The following is a 14,441-nucleotide window of genomic DNA, read 5'->3' as shown; positions in this document are numbered from 1 at the left end:
CTTCTCCCACGGCGTGCGGCCACCGGCTCCGACGCCTCACCTGTGGAAGCGGGCAACCCCGCCCGCCTTACGCGAGTTCGGGTGAAGTTGCTCCGAACGGGTGAGGAAAACCGGGTGAAAACTGCTCAGTTGACGCACTCTGGGCCAGGCTGCTGCAGCGTGGCGAGCCGTGGGCTCAAGTCGAGCAGCGGCGCCCCTGCGAAGCCGTCGGTGGACTCCGGGAAGTCCTTTCCGATCAGGACGGTGACCTTCCCCTTGCTCAGGTTGGCGTCCGCCTCCACGGCGAGGTCGCCGCCGAGCGCGTCCGCGACGGCCTGCCCCGCGGCCTCCTCGCCCTTGGCGTACCGGATGACCGACTTGGCCCGGGCCGCCGCGGTGCCCGCCTCGCCGGTCTTGAAGCCCTTGTCGTTGAGCGTCTTGGACACCTGGGCGGCGAGCCCGGAGCGGGCGGTGGTGTTCAGCACCGTGACCGTCGGCTTGGCCGCCTGCGGGGTCTCGCTCGGGGCGCCCGTGCCCGTGCCGGGCGCGGGCGGGGCGCCACCGCCGAGCAGGCCGCCGACGAAGGCCTTGACCTCGGCCGGGTCGACCTCGACCGCGCTGCCGTCGTCGGGGGTCGGCAGGTCGAGCCTGCCGTGCGGGATGGTCTGGAAGCCCACGTTGCCACCGGTCACCGAGATCATCTGCTGGGCGAAGCGCATGATGTCCCAGTTGCGGTCGAGCACGACCGACTTGGTGACCGCCTGCTGCAACTGGCCCAGCAGGGCCGAGCCGGGGGCCAGCACGTCGCCGGAGAACACCTTGCGGGCCATGCCGCCCATGAAGACCTGCTGGCGCTTGATCCGGTCGATGTCGCCGTTGGGCAGGCCGTGCCGCTGCCGGACGAAGGCCAGCGCCTGGGCACCCTGCAGGGTCTGCGGGCCCGCCGGGAAGTTCGCCCCGGAGAAGCTGTCCTTGACCGGCTTGACCAGGCAGACGTCGATGCCGCCGATGGCGTTGGTGATGTCGTAGAAGCCCAGCAGGTTCACCTCGGCGTAGTGGTCGATCTGCGCGCCGGTCAGCTTCTGGATCGTGTCGATGAGCGCCTTGGCGCCGATCTCGTTGGACTTGACCTCCAGCTGCGGGTCGACCAGGCCCTCCTTCTGCAGCTGCTGGCGGGCCCGCAGCTTGGCGCGGGCGTACACCGAGTTGATCTTGTGCTTGCCGAACTCGGCGGTGCTCACGTACGAGTCGCGCGGGATGGAGAGGCCGACCGCCTTCCCGCCGTCGTTCGGGATCCTGATCATGATCAGGGTGTCGGTGTTGAGCACGCCGTCGGCCACGCCCGCGTTGAGCATGGCCAGCTGCTCCTTCGACAGCGGGTTGCCCTGCGCGTCGGTGCGGCTGTCCATGCCGACCATGAGGATGTCGGTGGCGCCGTCGGCGGGCTTCTCCCCCGCCGCCTCGATGACGTCGGCGGTGGTGAGGCCGTCGGCGAACGAGTCCGCGATCCGCCAGTAGTAGCCGGTGACGACCAGCACGGCGGCCGACAGCACGGCGACCCCCGCCTTGGCGCCGGTCCGGCGCGGGCGCACGCGCGCGGCGGGGCGCCCGCTCGACGCGGCGCGGGCCCGGGGGCGCTCGCGGTCGAGGTCGACCCGGGTGCGCGACTCCGGCCGCGCCTCCGCGCGCGCCGCGGCCGGGCGCGGGGCGTCGGACCGGTCCGATCGGGCCTGGGAGCTCGGGCGGGGTTGCTGCCCCTGGCCGGGGCGCGGCGGCGTGGCGCGCGACTCCGGCGAGCGGGCCCCCTGGCGGGGGACCTCGGGTCGGCGCTCCGGGCGCGGGCGGGCGCCGTCGCGGGAGTCCCGCGCCGCGTCCCGGTTCGGGCGGGGGGCCTGGCGGCCGGGCTGGTCCCGCTGCTCGGCGCGCCCCGAGCCGGGGGGCACGCGGCGCGCGGACGCCGGGCCGCGCGGCGGAACGGGTCGATCGCCCTGCCCCGCACCGCTTCCTGACCTCGGCGGCCGGTAGTCCACGCCCGTTCCTCCCTGTCGCGCCACTGCTGCTGCGGGGGCCGTGCTCACGGCCTCGGCGCCGTCACCGCGCCCACCCAATCAAGACGTTCTGTGCCGTTGCCAGGTTGTGCCCGGAACCGCCGTAGCCTGACACACGACGGCGTGGGGGTCGTCACGGCACGCGTCCCGCTACCGCGAACCGGCCCCTATCGGGTCACCCGCCAACGGGTCTGAGCACCCGGATCCGGCGGACCAGCGCGGGCAGCGCGGCGGCGGTCGCGGCCACCGCGGCGACGACCGCCGTGGCCCCGTAGACGCCGACGACCGGGCCCTGCGCGGCGGTCATCGGCGGCCAGCAGGCCAGCGCGGTGAGCAGCCACGGCCACGGCGTCGAGGTGCTGTGCACGCGCACCGAGTGCAGCAGGTACCAGCCGAGCAGCAGGTGGATGATGCTGGCCATCGGGTCGACCGGCAGCCCGAACAGCGCGGTGCCGTGGTGGGTGCCGGTGAGCCCGCTGACCGCGAAGCCGATCACGCCGAGCGCGCCGTAGCCGGTGCCGACGGCGGCGGCCACCGGGTCCCAGCGGCTGACCGGCGGCCGGTCTGGGCGCTCCCCGTCGGGCTCGTGCCGGGCCCGCCACTCGAACAGCAGGTAGACCAGCACCGTGGGCACGCCGAGCAGGGCCAGCGCCAGCAGCGTGCTGGGCCGGACCAGCCAGTCGACCGCGGTGGTCGGCAGCCCGGCCGTGCCCGCCGCCCCGATCAGGCCCGCGACCAGCAGCATCGCGCACAGGTACACCAGGTAGAGGGTCATCGGCGCCGACCGGACCCGGCACACCGCGCGGGCCAGGCCGCCGTGCGCGACGAGCCGCACCCGCGCCGCGCGCGGTGCGACGACCAGGCAGACCTGCGCGAGCCCGAGCAGCAGCACGCCGAGCGCGGACGGCACGAAGCTGGCCGTGCCCGCGGGCTCGGCGATCAGCTCGCGGGTGTGGCCGCCGACGCCGGTCAGCAGCACCAGCCCGCCCAGCGCGCCCGCGCCGACCAGGGCCAGCGCCTGGCGGGGCACGGCGTCGAAGGCGCCGTCGGCGTAGTGGAAGGAGAGCTGCCCGAACAGCGCGGCGAGCACGATGCCGCCCGCGTAGGCCGCGGTGGTGCCGGAGCCGAACAGGCCGAGCCCGGCCACGGTCAGCGCCTGCGCGGCGGGGGTGGCGACCGGCAACTTCCGGTGCAGCCAGTGCATGACCGGGGTGGCGCCGACGACCAGCAGGTACAGGCCGAGCAGCCACAGCGGCTGGGCGATGAGCCTGCCGAAGGCGTCGATGCCCGCGTCCGGGGTGTCGAGCAGGTCCAGCGAGAGCGGCACCACCAGCCAGGCGGTGACCAGCGCCAGCACCGGCCGGATCAGCCAGCACACCCGGCCCGCCAGGTAACCGCCGTAGCCGTAGCCGTCGGCCACCGCCGCCTTCCAGGCCAGCAGGTTCGAGTCGCCGCCCGCGAAGAAGAACAGCGGCACCAGCTGCAGCAGCCAGGTCATCGGCCACAGCGCGGCGCCGGACAGACCCAGCAGCGGCGCGAAGGCCAGCACGGTGTCGGCGAGCACGATCGCGCTCAGCGCGGCCACCCGCAGGAACCCCAGGTAGGCGGCCCGGTCGCCGTCGCGGGCGCCCAGCGGCCGGTGCCTGCGCGGCAGGGCGGTGCGGCGGCGGGCGAAGGCGGGGACGCGGACCGCGAGCAGCAGCGCGACGACCAGCAGCGCCACCGTCCACGCGCCGATCGGCTCGGCGCGCGGCGGGCCCCAGCGCTGGTGCCAGGAGTTGGCGACCAGACCGGCGGTGAACAGCGACGCGACCAGCCCGCAGGTGGCGCCGGAGCCGCGCGGGTTGCGCGCGCACTGGCCGTGCATGTCCAGCGACAGCCGCTCGTCGAGGCCGCGGCGCAGTTCCGGGTCCAGCGATTGCCCTTGGGCGGCGGCGTAGCGGAGCAGGTCGTAGCCGAGGTCGTGGGCCTTGCAGCCGACGGAGAAGTCCCAGCGGGTGTTGTCGTCGCCCCACGGCGTCGAGCAGCCGCCGTCGACGTGCACCGCGCGGGTGGTGCCGTCGGGGGCCGCGAGCCGCCCCGGCACGACGCCGGAGACGCGGGTGAAGTCGGCGGGCAGCAGGGCGATCGGGTCGCGGCCGGACTCGGGGTGCAGCAGCGCGTCGACCGCGGCGGCGGCCTGGGCCACCGCACCGGTCGGGGCCGTGGTCGGTTCGCTGGGCGAGCGGGAGGCGACGACGCCGAACCCGGCGGCGACGAGCACGACGAGCAGCAGCCAGCCGACGCGGCCGCGCAGTCTGATCCGGACCCACCGGTCGTGCGGGTCGGTCGTGCGGGCCGGTGGCCGCGTGGCGGCGGGTGTCGTCACGTTGTCGGGCACGTTGTCGGGCACGTTTTCCAGGATGTGTCGCCGGGGATTCGGTTGCCTGCCGCGGTGCGCCCGGGTGTCACGGTGCCGGGGCGACCGGGTGTCTCGATCGGCACGACCGGGCGGTGCCGGTGTGCGGTGACGCGCGCTCGCGGGAGGGTCTCGCGGACTCGCTCCCCAGGGCAGGCTACCGGTCCCCCGTGACCTCGGGGGTGAACCGGGGTCCGTGGCACGGCGCACCCCCAGGACGCCGCGCCACGAGGTCCCCCCGCGGACCCCCGGTTCACCCCGACCACACGCTACGGGGCGGGCCGGCAGCCTGCCTGTACCGGCGCCGGTACCCCTCGGGGCCGCGCGCGACCCCATCCACCTGGGGTGATCCGGGTAGCAGATGCACTACGATGGGCAACCGGCAACTCCGTTGTCGGATCGGCGGCAAGTTCTCCGCACAACCGTGCGGCACCCGGACCAAGCGCGAGGGGGCAGGATGGTCGACCCGCCCGGCGCGTTCGGCGAGCTCCTCCGCTCCCACCGCACCCGGGTCGGCCTCACCCAGCAGCAGCTCGCCGAGCGGTCCGGGGTCAGCATCCGGGCGCTGCGCTACATCGAGCGCGGTGCGGTCGGCATGCCCCGCGCGGACTCGCTGCGCAGGCTCGCCGCCGCGCTCGGCGTCACCCCCGAGGCGCTCGCCGACGGCGCCGCGCGGCCCGCGAAACCGGTGCGGCCGCAAGCGTTGGGGCTCGGGCTGCTCGGGTCGTTCACCGTGGCGCAGGGCGGCCGCGAGGTGCCGGTCGGCGCGCTCAAGCAGCGCTGCCTGCTGGCCTTGCTCGCACTGCACCCGAACCAGCCGGTGAGCCGCGCGGAGATCATCGACGTGCTCTGGGGTGACGACCCGCCGGACAGCTGCCAGGGCCTGATCCACACCTACGCGTCGCGGCTGCGCAAGCTGCTCACCGAGGCGTCCAAGCGCAACGCCGAGGTGCTGCGCGCCACGCAGGCGGGCTACCGGCTGGCGGTCAAGCCGGACCAGCTCGACTCGCTGCGCTTCGAGGACCTGGCCCGGCAGGCGAAGCTGGTGCGCGCCGTGGACGCCGACACCGCCGCCGACCTGTTCGACGAGGCGCTGGCGCTGTGGCGCGGTCCGGTGCTGGCCGACCTGCCCGCGGGGCTGCGCGGGCACCCGGCCGCGGTCGCGCTGGCCGCGCGCAGGCGCGAGGTGGCCACCGCGCACGCGGACGTCGCGCTGGCCCTGGGCCGCTACGACCGGGTGGTGGCGGTCATCCGGCACCTGGCGCACGAGGAGCCGCTGCACGAGGGCCTGCACGCCCGGCTGATGCTCGGCCTGGCGGGCGGCGGCGAGCAGGCCGAGGCGCTGCGGGTGTTCGCCGACATCCGCGCCCGGCTCGACGACGAGCTGGGCGTGGAGCCGGGCCTGGAGATCCAGGACGCGCACCTGCGGGTGCTGCGCGACCGGCCCGCCCCTCCGCCGCCGCTGCCGGAGCCGGTCGCCCAGCGACCGCCCGCCCAACTGCCCGCGGAGACGCCGGGTTTCGTGGGCCGCGCGGCGACGCTGGCGGGGCTGGACGACCTGCTGGACCGGGTGGACGGCAGCCCGGGCGTGGTGATCGTGGCGCTGTCCGGCACGGCCGGTGTCGGCAAGACGGCGCTGGCGCTGCGGTGGGCGCACCGGGCCCGGGACCGGTTCCCGGACGGGCAGCTCGCGGTGAACCTGCACGGGTACGCGCCCGGCATGCCGCTGACGACCCAGGAGGTGCTGGTCCGGTTCCTGCACGCGCTGGGGGTGGCCCCGGAGCGGGTGCCGCTGGACCCGGACGAGGCGGCCGGGCTGTACCGGACGCTGCTGACCGGCAAGCGCGTGCTGGTGATGCTGGACAACGCGGCCGCCGCCGAGCAGGTGCGGCCGCTGCTGCCGGGCTCGTCCGGCTGCCTGGTCCTGGTGACCAGCCGCGACCGGCTGACCGGGCTGACCGCCCAGGACGGCGCCCACCAGATCCCGCTCGACGTGCTGGACCCGGGCGAGGCGATCGACCTGCTGGGGCGGCTGGTCGGGGTGGGGCGGATGCGCCGGGAGCCGGACGCGGCGGCGGAGATGGCGTCGATCTGCGGCCACCTGCCGCTGGCGCTGCGCATCGCCGGGGCGAACCTGGCGATCCGGCCGCTGGTGAGCATCGCCGACTACACCCGCGAGCTGCGGGAGCGGGGCCGGATGACCGGGCTGACGGTGGCGGGCGACGAGTCCGGCGCGGTGCGGGCGGCGTTCGACCTGTCGTACGAGAAGCTGGTGCCCGCGGCGCGCAGGCTGTTCCGGCTGCTGGGGCTGGTGCCGGGGGCGGACGTGGACGCGGCGGCCGCCGGGACGCTGAGCGGGTTGCCGCCGGGCGACGTGACCCGGCTGCTGCGGGTGCTCGACCACGGCAACCTGATCCGCGAGCACAGCCGCGGCCGGTACACCTTCCACGACCTGCTGCGCGAGTACGCGTCGGGCCGCTCCGCGCTGGAGGACGCGGAGACCGAGCGCACCGAGGCCGTGGTGGCGCTGTTCGACCACTACCTCAGCGAGATCGAGACGCACAGCTCCGTGCTGTGGCGGGTGGGGGCGCTGCCGGAGCACGGGGCCGAGGAGCGGGCGATCGCCTGGCTCGACGCCGAGCGCGGCAACCTGGTCGCGGCGGCGACGGCGGCCTCGGGGCTGGACCTGCACCGGTACGCGTGGCGGTTCGCGGAGGCGCTGCGGCAGTACTTCTGGAACCGGGGCCACGGGGCGGACGGGCTCGTCGTGGGGCAGGCGGCGCTGGCCGCGGCGCGGGCGACCAGGGACCTGGACGCGGAGGCGTCCGTGCACGACCTGCTGGGGCTCATCCACACGAACCTGAGCGACTACGTGGCGGCGATCGAGAGCCACCGCTGGGCGCTGGAGCTGAGCCAGTCGACCGGCAACCGGATCGTCGAGGCGGCGGCGCTGCACAACCTGGGCCGGGCGCACTCGCAGCTGGGCCAGCCCGCGCAGGCGTCGGCGTTCTACGAGCAGGCGCTGGAGCTGAACCGGGTGATCGGCAACCGGTTCGGCGAGGCGGGGGCGCTGAACTACCTGGGCGGCACGGCGCTGTCGCTGGGCCGCCCGCAGCAGGCGATCGACCGGCACACCGAGGCGCTGGAGCTGAGCACGCGGATCGGCAACCGGCACGTGCAGGCGGCGGCCTGCCAGGGCCTGGGCCTGGCGCTGTGGGCGATGGGCGAGCTGCCCAGGGCCGCGCAGCGCTACCGGGAGGGCATGGCGATCTGCCGCCGGTACGGGTACCGGCACGGTGAGGTGAGCATGCTCATCTGCCTGGCCGAGACCGGGTGCGACGCGGGCGACTACGCCGCGTCGGCCACCCAGGTCCGCAAGGCCATGGAGGCGGGGCGGCAGCTGGGCGAGCGCCGCCATGAGGTGAGCGGCCTGGACATCCTGGCCACCATCCAGCAGCGCACGGGCGAGTGGTCCTCGGCGGCCACCCACTACACCCGGGCGCTGGGCCTGGCCAGGGAGATCCGGTTCGGCTACGGCGAGGCGTCCGTGCTGACCGGCCTGTGCGCGCTCTACCGCCGCACCGGCGACCCCCGGTCCGCGATCGACTACGGGACCAGCGCCCTGGCGCTGATGCGCGACACCGGCATGCGGCTGCTGGAGGCCAGGGCGCTGACCGAGCTGGCGCACGCGCACCTCGACGGCGGCGACCCGGCCTCGGCGGCGGAGCACATCGAGGAGGGCCTCACCATCGCGATCCGCACGGGCCAGCGCCTCGCCGAGGCGCGGGCCCGGCACGTGCGCGCCCTGGTCCGCCAGCTGACCGGCAACCGCCCGGGCGCGGTCACCGACTGGCAGACCGCGCTCCCCCTCTTCGAGCGCCTCGGCGTCCCCGAGGCCGCGCACGTCCGCGCGCTGCTCGCCGCGTTCACCGCAGGCTAGGTGCAGGAATGGACGGCAGGCGCGGAGCAAATGGCTTTCGTCGCATTCTTTTTCTGACCTACGATTCCGCCCCATGAGCAAGGCGAAGTCGGACAACAAGATCGCCACCAACCGGCGGGCGTGGCACGACTACACCGTGCTCGACACCATCGAGGCAGGCGTCGCGCTGGTCGGGACCGAGGTCAAGAGCCTGCGGCTCGGGCGGGTCTCGCTCGTCGACTCCTTCGCCACCATCGACGACGGCGAGGTGTGGCTGCGCGGGCTGCACATCGCCGAGTACGCGCTGGGCACGTGGACCAACCACACGCCGCGGCGGGTGCGGAAACTGCTCCTGCACCGCCGCCAGATCGACAAGTGGGACATCCGGCTGCACGAGAGCGGGCTGTCGCTGGTGCCGCTCTCCCTGTACTTCGCCGACGGCCGGGTGAAGGTCGAACTCGGCCTGGTGCGCGGCAAGAAGACCTGGGACAAGCGCCAGGCGCTGGCCAAGCGGGACGCGGAGCGGGAGATCGCGAAGGCGTTCTCCCGGCAGGCGAAGGGGAAGCGCCCGCGCTGATGCCGTCCGGGTGAACCCGGGAACAGGGGCGTACGGCACACCCTCGGACGCGGCCTGACGTGACACTATCGGGGGGTGCGCGTGCCCAGGTTCCTCGCTGCGCTCCTGGGACTTGTGGACAAGTTCGAGGAGCGGGGGGTGCACGTCCCCGGCGAGGACAACGGCGCGATCTCCCCGTGGCGCGACTTCGGCTGGCTGATCGCCGCCTGGCTGGTGGCCGTCGGTGTGTTCGTCCTGCTGTTCGCGTTCGCCACCTGAGCCCGTCACCCGTACCCCGTACTGTGCGCAGTGGCGGCGGTCACTCCGGGTGTATCGGTGATCACGGCTCGGCCACAGTGCGGAACCAGGTACGACTCAACGGCCCATTCGACTCGGCGGGGTGGGGGGTCGGCCGCCATGGTGGAGTCGTACCCCCGAGTCCCCGGCCAGGAAGAGACAGACGAGACGTGAAGACCGTCGGATTGGTGGCCGCGACCTGCGCCCTCCTGGTGGTCCTCACCGGGTGCGGCGGCGGGGCCGCGGGTTCCGCCGAGCCCACCCCGGCGGCCGGGGCGACCAGCGTCACCGACGAACTGGCCAGAGCCGACAGCCCGGTCACCCGCAGCGGCGAGCGCAGGCCGCTGGCGGAGGGGCTCACCATCACCGTCTCGGCGCCCAAGTCGTTCGTCCCGTCGGCGTCCGCGTCGGCCGGGGTCGAGGCGAAGCGGGCCGTCGGCTTCGAGATGACCGTCCGCAACGACGGCCCGGCGCTGTACCGGTCGGCGTCGCTCTCGCTGACCGCCATGGTCAACGGCGAGCTGACCCAGCAGGTCATCGACTCCACCCAGGGCTACACCGGCGTGGTCGGCGCCTCGGACGTGCCCCCCGGCGGCTCGATGCGCTTCTCGGTCGCCTTCGCGGTGCCAGCCGAGACGGTGTCCGTGCTGGTCAGCGCCCAGCCGGACACGGCGGGCGGGCCGAGCGTGACGGTCTTCGACGGCAGCACGTGAGCCCGCGCTAGCGTCGGGGCATGACTGACCAGATCCGCCTCGCCGCGGGCGACCGTGCGCCCGAGTTCACCCTGCCCGACAGCGAGGGCAACGACGTGTCGCTGACCGACCTGCGCGGCCGGTCCGTGCTGCTGTACTTCTACCCCGCCGCCTCCACCCCCGGGTGCACCAAGCAGGCCTGCGACTTCCGCGACAACCTCGCCGAGCTCAACGACGCCGGGTTCGCCGTGCTGGGCGTGTCCCCGGACAAGCCCGCGAAGCTGGCCAAGTTCGTCGCCGAGGAGGGCCTGACCTTCCCGCTGCTGTCGGACGTCGACAAGGCCGTGCTGACCTCGTACGGCGCGTACGGCGAGAAGCAGCTCTACGGGAAGACGGTGACGGGCGTGATCCGCTCCACCTTCGTCATCGACCCGGAGGGCACCGTCACGCACGCGCTCTACAACGTGCGCGCGACCGGGCACGTGGCGAAGCTGCGCAAGGACCTCAAGATCTGACGGGAACCACACGGACCTGGCCAGGTCCTGGCAATCCGGCCGGACCGGGCAACCGGCCGACCGCCGGTGCCGTTACGCCGTCCCCACCAGGGGAGTTGCACTCTGAACGGGTCAACTCCCCCGGTGGCGGTCGCGTACTCACGGCGTGCGCCACCACCGCTTTCCCGCTCTGCTGGGCCTTTTCCTCGTGCTCGCGGCGGGCTGTGCCCGGGCCCCGGCCGGGGGATCCCAGGTACCCCAACTGATCTCGCCGCTGACCTCCGCGCCCACTGCCCCGGCGGTCGGCACGACCACCCGGCCGCCGTCGCCGCAGCCGGAGCCGCCCCCGAAGACCGCCGTCGACCCGGACTCGCTCGTCGCCGCCGCGCGCGGGGTGGAGCGGTCGGCGAAGGTCGGGGTCCTGGTGGTGGACCGGACGAGCGGCGCGGACGTGGTGTCGCTGAACGCGGACCGGCAGTTCCGGTCGGCGTCGCTGGTGAAGCTGCTCATCGCCGTCGACGCGCTGCGCCGGGGCGCGGACGCCGCGACCCGCAAGCGGATCGCGGTCATGCTCCAGGTCTCCGACGACGACATCGCCACCGCGCTGTGGACCGGCGCGGGCGGCTCGGCCCTGGTCACCCGGATGGTTCGGACCATGGGGCTGACCGGGACCAGGCCACCGGCGATCGTGGGGCGCTGGGGTGACGTGCTGCTCACCGCGCGCGACGTCGCACGGGTGTACCGGTACGTGCTGGCGGAGTTGCCCGCCGCGGACCGGGCGCTGGTGGTCGAGGCGATGGCCTCCGCGCCGCGCACGGCGGCGGACGGGTTCGACCAGCACTTCGGGATCCCGGACGGGATCACCGCGGAGTGGGCGGTGAAGCAGGGGTGGTCGAACAGCACCAACGACATCGTCGTGCACAGCACCGGGCTGGTGGGGCGGGATTGGCGGTACACGGTCATCGTGCTCACCGAACACCCTCTGGGAGTGCGGTGGAAGACCGCCGCACAGTCGGTAACCGCGGTTGCGCGAGTGCTTAATCCGCTGATCTCGTGAACTTCTTCACTCGGCCGGGCGTTCTTCTGGCATGCGCTGGCGGTGGCCCCGACTGGCCGTTTTGTTGCTCCCGTTCGTGATCGCGGGCTCGGCCATGCCCATGACGTGCACCGGTTCGGCGGCCGCGGCGGCACCGCCGACACCGCTCGCCCGCCCCCTGGTGCCCCCGAGCGCGACACCCGCGGGACTCGACTCGGCCGCCGTGGCCGCCGAGGTCGTCGGGGCTGTGCACCGGCAGTCCGCCCGCGCGGAGGTGGGGCTGCTGGTGTGGGACCGCGCGTCCGACAGCCTGCTGGTCTCCGTTGACGCCGACCGGAGGCTCCGGTCCGCGTCGCTGGTGAAGCTGCTGATCGCGGTGCGCGTGGCGGGTGAGCCCGGCACCGGGTCCCGCGTGACGCGCATGCTGCGCGCCAGCGACGACGCCGCCGCCAGCGCGCTGTGGGGCCTGCACGGCGGTGACCGGCTACCCGAGCTCACCGGCCCCGTGCTGGGGCTGGAAGGGCTGGCGGCACCGGATGTCCCGGGCTACTGGGGCGACACCCTGTTGAGCCCCAACGACATCTTGGCGACCTACCGGTACTTCTTGCGCAGCGCACCGGAACTCGTCGACCCGATGCGCGCCGCCCCGCGCGTCGCGGCGGACGGGTTCGACCAGCACTTCGGCATCCCGTCGGCGTTCGCCGGGCCGTGGGCGGTGAAGCAGGCGTGGGGCAGCGGGAACGGCTACGTCGCCGTCCACACCACCGGCGTCCTGGGCGCTGGTGACCGGTACGTCGTCCTGCTCATGACGAACCACCCGTCGTCGGTGTCGTTCAGCCGCGCCATCGCCTCGGTGACCGCGGGGGCGAAGGCGTTGGCGGCGGTGCTCCCGCTGGCCTAGGTGTGATGTCCGGGGAAGTTGGTCAGCCGGGTGACCGGTGGCTTGCCCGGCAGCGCACCAGCACCGCGTGGACCGTGGACGCGGGAAGGCCGAACCGGCCGGCGATCCGGACCGGCCCGAGCCGCGTGCGCCACCGCAACCGCACGATCGCCCGGACCAGGTGTTCGGGTGTACGGGTCGGGCTGTGGTGCGGACGCGAGCCGCGGTCGGCCATCCCGGCCACGCCTTCGGCGCGGTAACGGTCGACCCACTTCGCGGCTGTCTTGTCAACCACCATGAACATCTTCGCCACCGCGACGTGGGCCCAGCCTCGCTCGACGACCAGGCGCGCGAGTCGTAGACGGGTTCGCGGGGTCAGGGTGGGACACGACGGCCCCCGAAGGCGTGAAGCGGTTCCTAGACAGCTCCACTTCACATCCGGAGGCCCTCACCTGCCAACGGGACAGGCCACTACCGGTCACCTCAGATCGGGACAACGTCCCCGGACATCGCACCTAGGCGCCTAGCCGCTCAGGGCCGCGAGGTGCGGGAGGAGCAGGCGCAGGGCCTGGCCGCGGTGGGAGATGGCGTCCTTGGCGTCCGGGGTGAGCTCCGCCGAGGTCCGGTCGTGGCCGTCGGGGACGAAGATCGGGTCGTAGCCGAAGCCGTTGGCACCGCTGGGTTCGCGGACGATCCGGCCGCGCCACTCGGCGCGCAGGACGGTTTCCGCCCGGCCCGGGACGACGAGCGCCACCGCGCACACGAACCCGCCGCCGCGGCGCTCGTCCGGGACGTCGTTGAGCTGGGCCAGGACCAGGTCGAGGTTGGCCTTGTCGTCGCCGTGCCCGCCGGACCAGCGGGCGGAGAGCACCCCCGGCATGCCGTTGAGCGCGTCGACGGCGATGCCCGAGTCGTCGGCGATCGACGGCAGGCCGGTCTCGCGGGCCGCGTCCCGGGCCTTGGCCAGCGCGTTCTCCTCGAAGGTCGCGCCGGTCTCCGGGGCGTCCGGGAACGCCGGGACGTCGTCGAGGCCGATGATCTCCACCCCGTCCACCTGCTCGGCGGCGAGGATCCGGCGCAGCTCCGCGAGCTTCTTGGCGTTGCGGCTGGCGAGCAGGACCCTGGTCACTTGCCCCCCTTGGGTTCGGGCAGGGTGCCGGGGTACGGCTTGGCCAGCGCCTCGGCCTGGACGCGGTTGAGCTCGGCGCAGCCCGCCATGGCGAGGTCGAGCATGGCGTCGAGGGTGGAGCGGGCGAAGGTGGCGCCCTCGCCGGTGCCCTGGACCTCGATGAGGGTGCCCGCGTCGGTGGCGACCACGTTCATGTCGACCTCGGCGCGCGCGTCCTCCTCGTAGGGCAGGTCGAGCCGCACCCGGCCGCCCACCACGCCGACGCTGACTGCGGAGACCGCGCAGGACAGCGGCTGGGGGTCGGCGAGCTTGCCCGCCGCGCCCAGGTAGGTGACGGCGTCGGCGAGGGCGACGTAGGCGCCGGTGATGGCGGCCGTGCGGGTGCCGCCGTCGGCCTGGATGACGTCGCAGTCGAGGTGGATGGTGTTCTCGCCGAGCGCGGACAGGTCGATGCAGGCGCGCAGCGAGCGGCCGATCAACCGGCTGATCTCGTGCGTGCGGCCACCGACCCGGCCCTTCACCGACTCCCGCTCACCCCGGGTGTTGGTCGCCGACGGGAGCATCGCGTACTCGGCTGTCACCCAGCCGAGCCCGGAGCCCTTGCGCCACCGCGGCACGCCCTCGGTCACGCTGGCGGCGCAGAGCACCCGGGTACGCCCGAAGGACACCAGCACGGAACCGGCGGGCCAGTCCTGGTACCCGCGCTGGATCGTGATGTCCCGGAGCTGGTCGTCGTTCCTGCCATCGCTTCTCACCACGGCGGTCAGCCTAGAGGCAGCCGATCAGTGCCGGTATGCCAACCACGCCGATCGACAGGTCCGAGCCGAACCGCACCTGCTCCGGCGCACCATTTCCGGCTGACGCGTCCTGACTTCCCCACCTCCGCTCCGCACTCCTCACACCCACCCCCTCATCCACCACCTGCCAGACCCGCCACCCTTGGACTTCAGCCAGCCCCGCCCCGCCAAGGCACCCAGCCCTTGCCAACCAGCCCGCCACCTCACCCACCACCC

At 74.1% G+C, this 14,441-nt stretch carries 11 protein-coding genes and 1 pseudogene; 7 read left to right on the top strand and 5 right to left on the bottom strand.

Translation table 11 applies throughout. From position 1 onward, the window contains the following. Nucleotides 1-125 precede the first annotated feature (125 nt). Both V5P93_RS06650 and V5P93_RS06645 read right to left on the bottom strand, forming a co-directional pair. Nucleotides 126-2,009 carry an LCP family protein gene (locus tag V5P93_RS06650; RefSeq protein WP_146107979.1) on the bottom strand — a complete coding sequence of 628 codons (1,884 nt, stop codon included), beginning with the start codon at nt 2,007-2,009 and terminating at the stop codon, nt 126-128. A 193-nt stretch (nt 2,010-2,202) separates the two neighbouring features. After that, complete coding sequence (locus tag V5P93_RS06645; RefSeq protein ID WP_104478496.1) at nt 2,203-4,419, bottom strand: hypothetical protein; 2,217 nt, start codon at nt 4,417-4,419, stop codon at nt 2,203-2,205. Nucleotides 4,420-4,882: 463 nt separating this feature from the next. Between V5P93_RS06645 and V5P93_RS06640 the strand changes: the two genes are divergently transcribed. From V5P93_RS06640 to V5P93_RS06610, 7 genes are all read left to right on the top strand, one after another. Then, nucleotides 4,883-8,365: a tetratricopeptide repeat protein gene (locus tag V5P93_RS06640; RefSeq protein ID WP_181043408.1), complete on the top strand. Its 3,483-nt coding sequence runs from the start codon at nt 4,883-4,885 to the stop codon at nt 8,363-8,365. A gap of 73 nt (nt 8,366-8,438) precedes the next feature. After that, nucleotides 8,439-8,921 (top strand): SsrA-binding protein SmpB, encoded by a 483-nt coding sequence (gene smpB, locus V5P93_RS06635; RefSeq protein WP_104478494.1) that lies wholly within the window; start codon nt 8,439-8,441, stop codon nt 8,919-8,921. A 75-nt stretch (nt 8,922-8,996) separates the two neighbouring features. Beyond that, nucleotides 8,997-9,179: a hypothetical protein gene (locus V5P93_RS06630; protein ID WP_104478493.1), complete on the top strand. Its 183-nt coding sequence runs from the start codon at nt 8,997-8,999 to the stop codon at nt 9,177-9,179. A 188-nt stretch (nt 9,180-9,367) separates the two neighbouring features. Further along, the gene (locus V5P93_RS06625) at nt 9,368-9,910 is read left to right on the top strand and encodes a hypothetical protein (RefSeq protein WP_104478492.1); all 543 of its coding nucleotides are present in this window, start codon (nt 9,368-9,370) and stop codon (nt 9,908-9,910) included. A 20-nt stretch (nt 9,911-9,930) separates the two neighbouring features. Further along, on the top strand, nt 9,931-10,404 hold the full coding sequence (bcp, locus tag V5P93_RS06620) for a thioredoxin-dependent thiol peroxidase (protein WP_104478491.1): 474 nt from the start codon (nt 9,931-9,933) through the stop codon (nt 10,402-10,404). Between the two features lie 145 nt (nt 10,405-10,549). Further along, entirely contained in the window at nt 10,550-11,440 is an 891-nt protein-coding gene (locus V5P93_RS06615; protein ID WP_104478490.1) for a hypothetical protein, read from the top strand. Nucleotides 11,441-11,471: 31 nt separating this feature from the next. Then, nucleotides 11,472-12,320 carry a hypothetical protein gene (locus V5P93_RS06610; RefSeq protein WP_104478489.1) on the top strand — a complete coding sequence of 283 codons (849 nt, stop codon included), beginning with the start codon at nt 11,472-11,474 and terminating at the stop codon, nt 12,318-12,320. A gap of 31 nt (nt 12,321-12,351) precedes the next feature. Here the strand turns inward: V5P93_RS06610 and V5P93_RS06605 are convergent. The 3 genes and pseudogenes from V5P93_RS06605 to rph form a co-directional block, all read right to left on the bottom strand. Next, a pseudogene (locus V5P93_RS06605) lies at nt 12,352-12,678 on the bottom strand (helix-turn-helix domain-containing protein); the annotation flags it as partial. Between the two features lie 144 nt (nt 12,679-12,822). Further along, nucleotides 12,823-13,428, bottom strand: coding sequence for an RdgB/HAM1 family non-canonical purine NTP pyrophosphatase (rdgB, locus tag V5P93_RS06600; protein ID WP_104478488.1), 606 nt, complete (start codon nt 13,426-13,428; stop codon nt 12,823-12,825). Further along, nucleotides 13,425-14,186: a ribonuclease PH gene (rph, locus tag V5P93_RS06595; protein WP_104478487.1), complete on the bottom strand. Its 762-nt coding sequence runs from the start codon at nt 14,184-14,186 to the stop codon at nt 13,425-13,427. Before rph ends, rdgB begins: the two co-directional genes overlap by 4 nt. Nucleotides 14,187-14,441: the final 255 nt, after the last annotated feature.

The organism is Actinokineospora auranticolor (assembly GCF_041897805.1).
GTDB classification, from domain to species: domain Bacteria; phylum Actinomycetota; class Actinomycetes; order Mycobacteriales; family Pseudonocardiaceae; genus Actinokineospora; species Actinokineospora auranticolor.
Note: the sequence above shows the minus strand (reverse complement) of the source record. Positions and strands in the feature narration are given on the sequence as shown.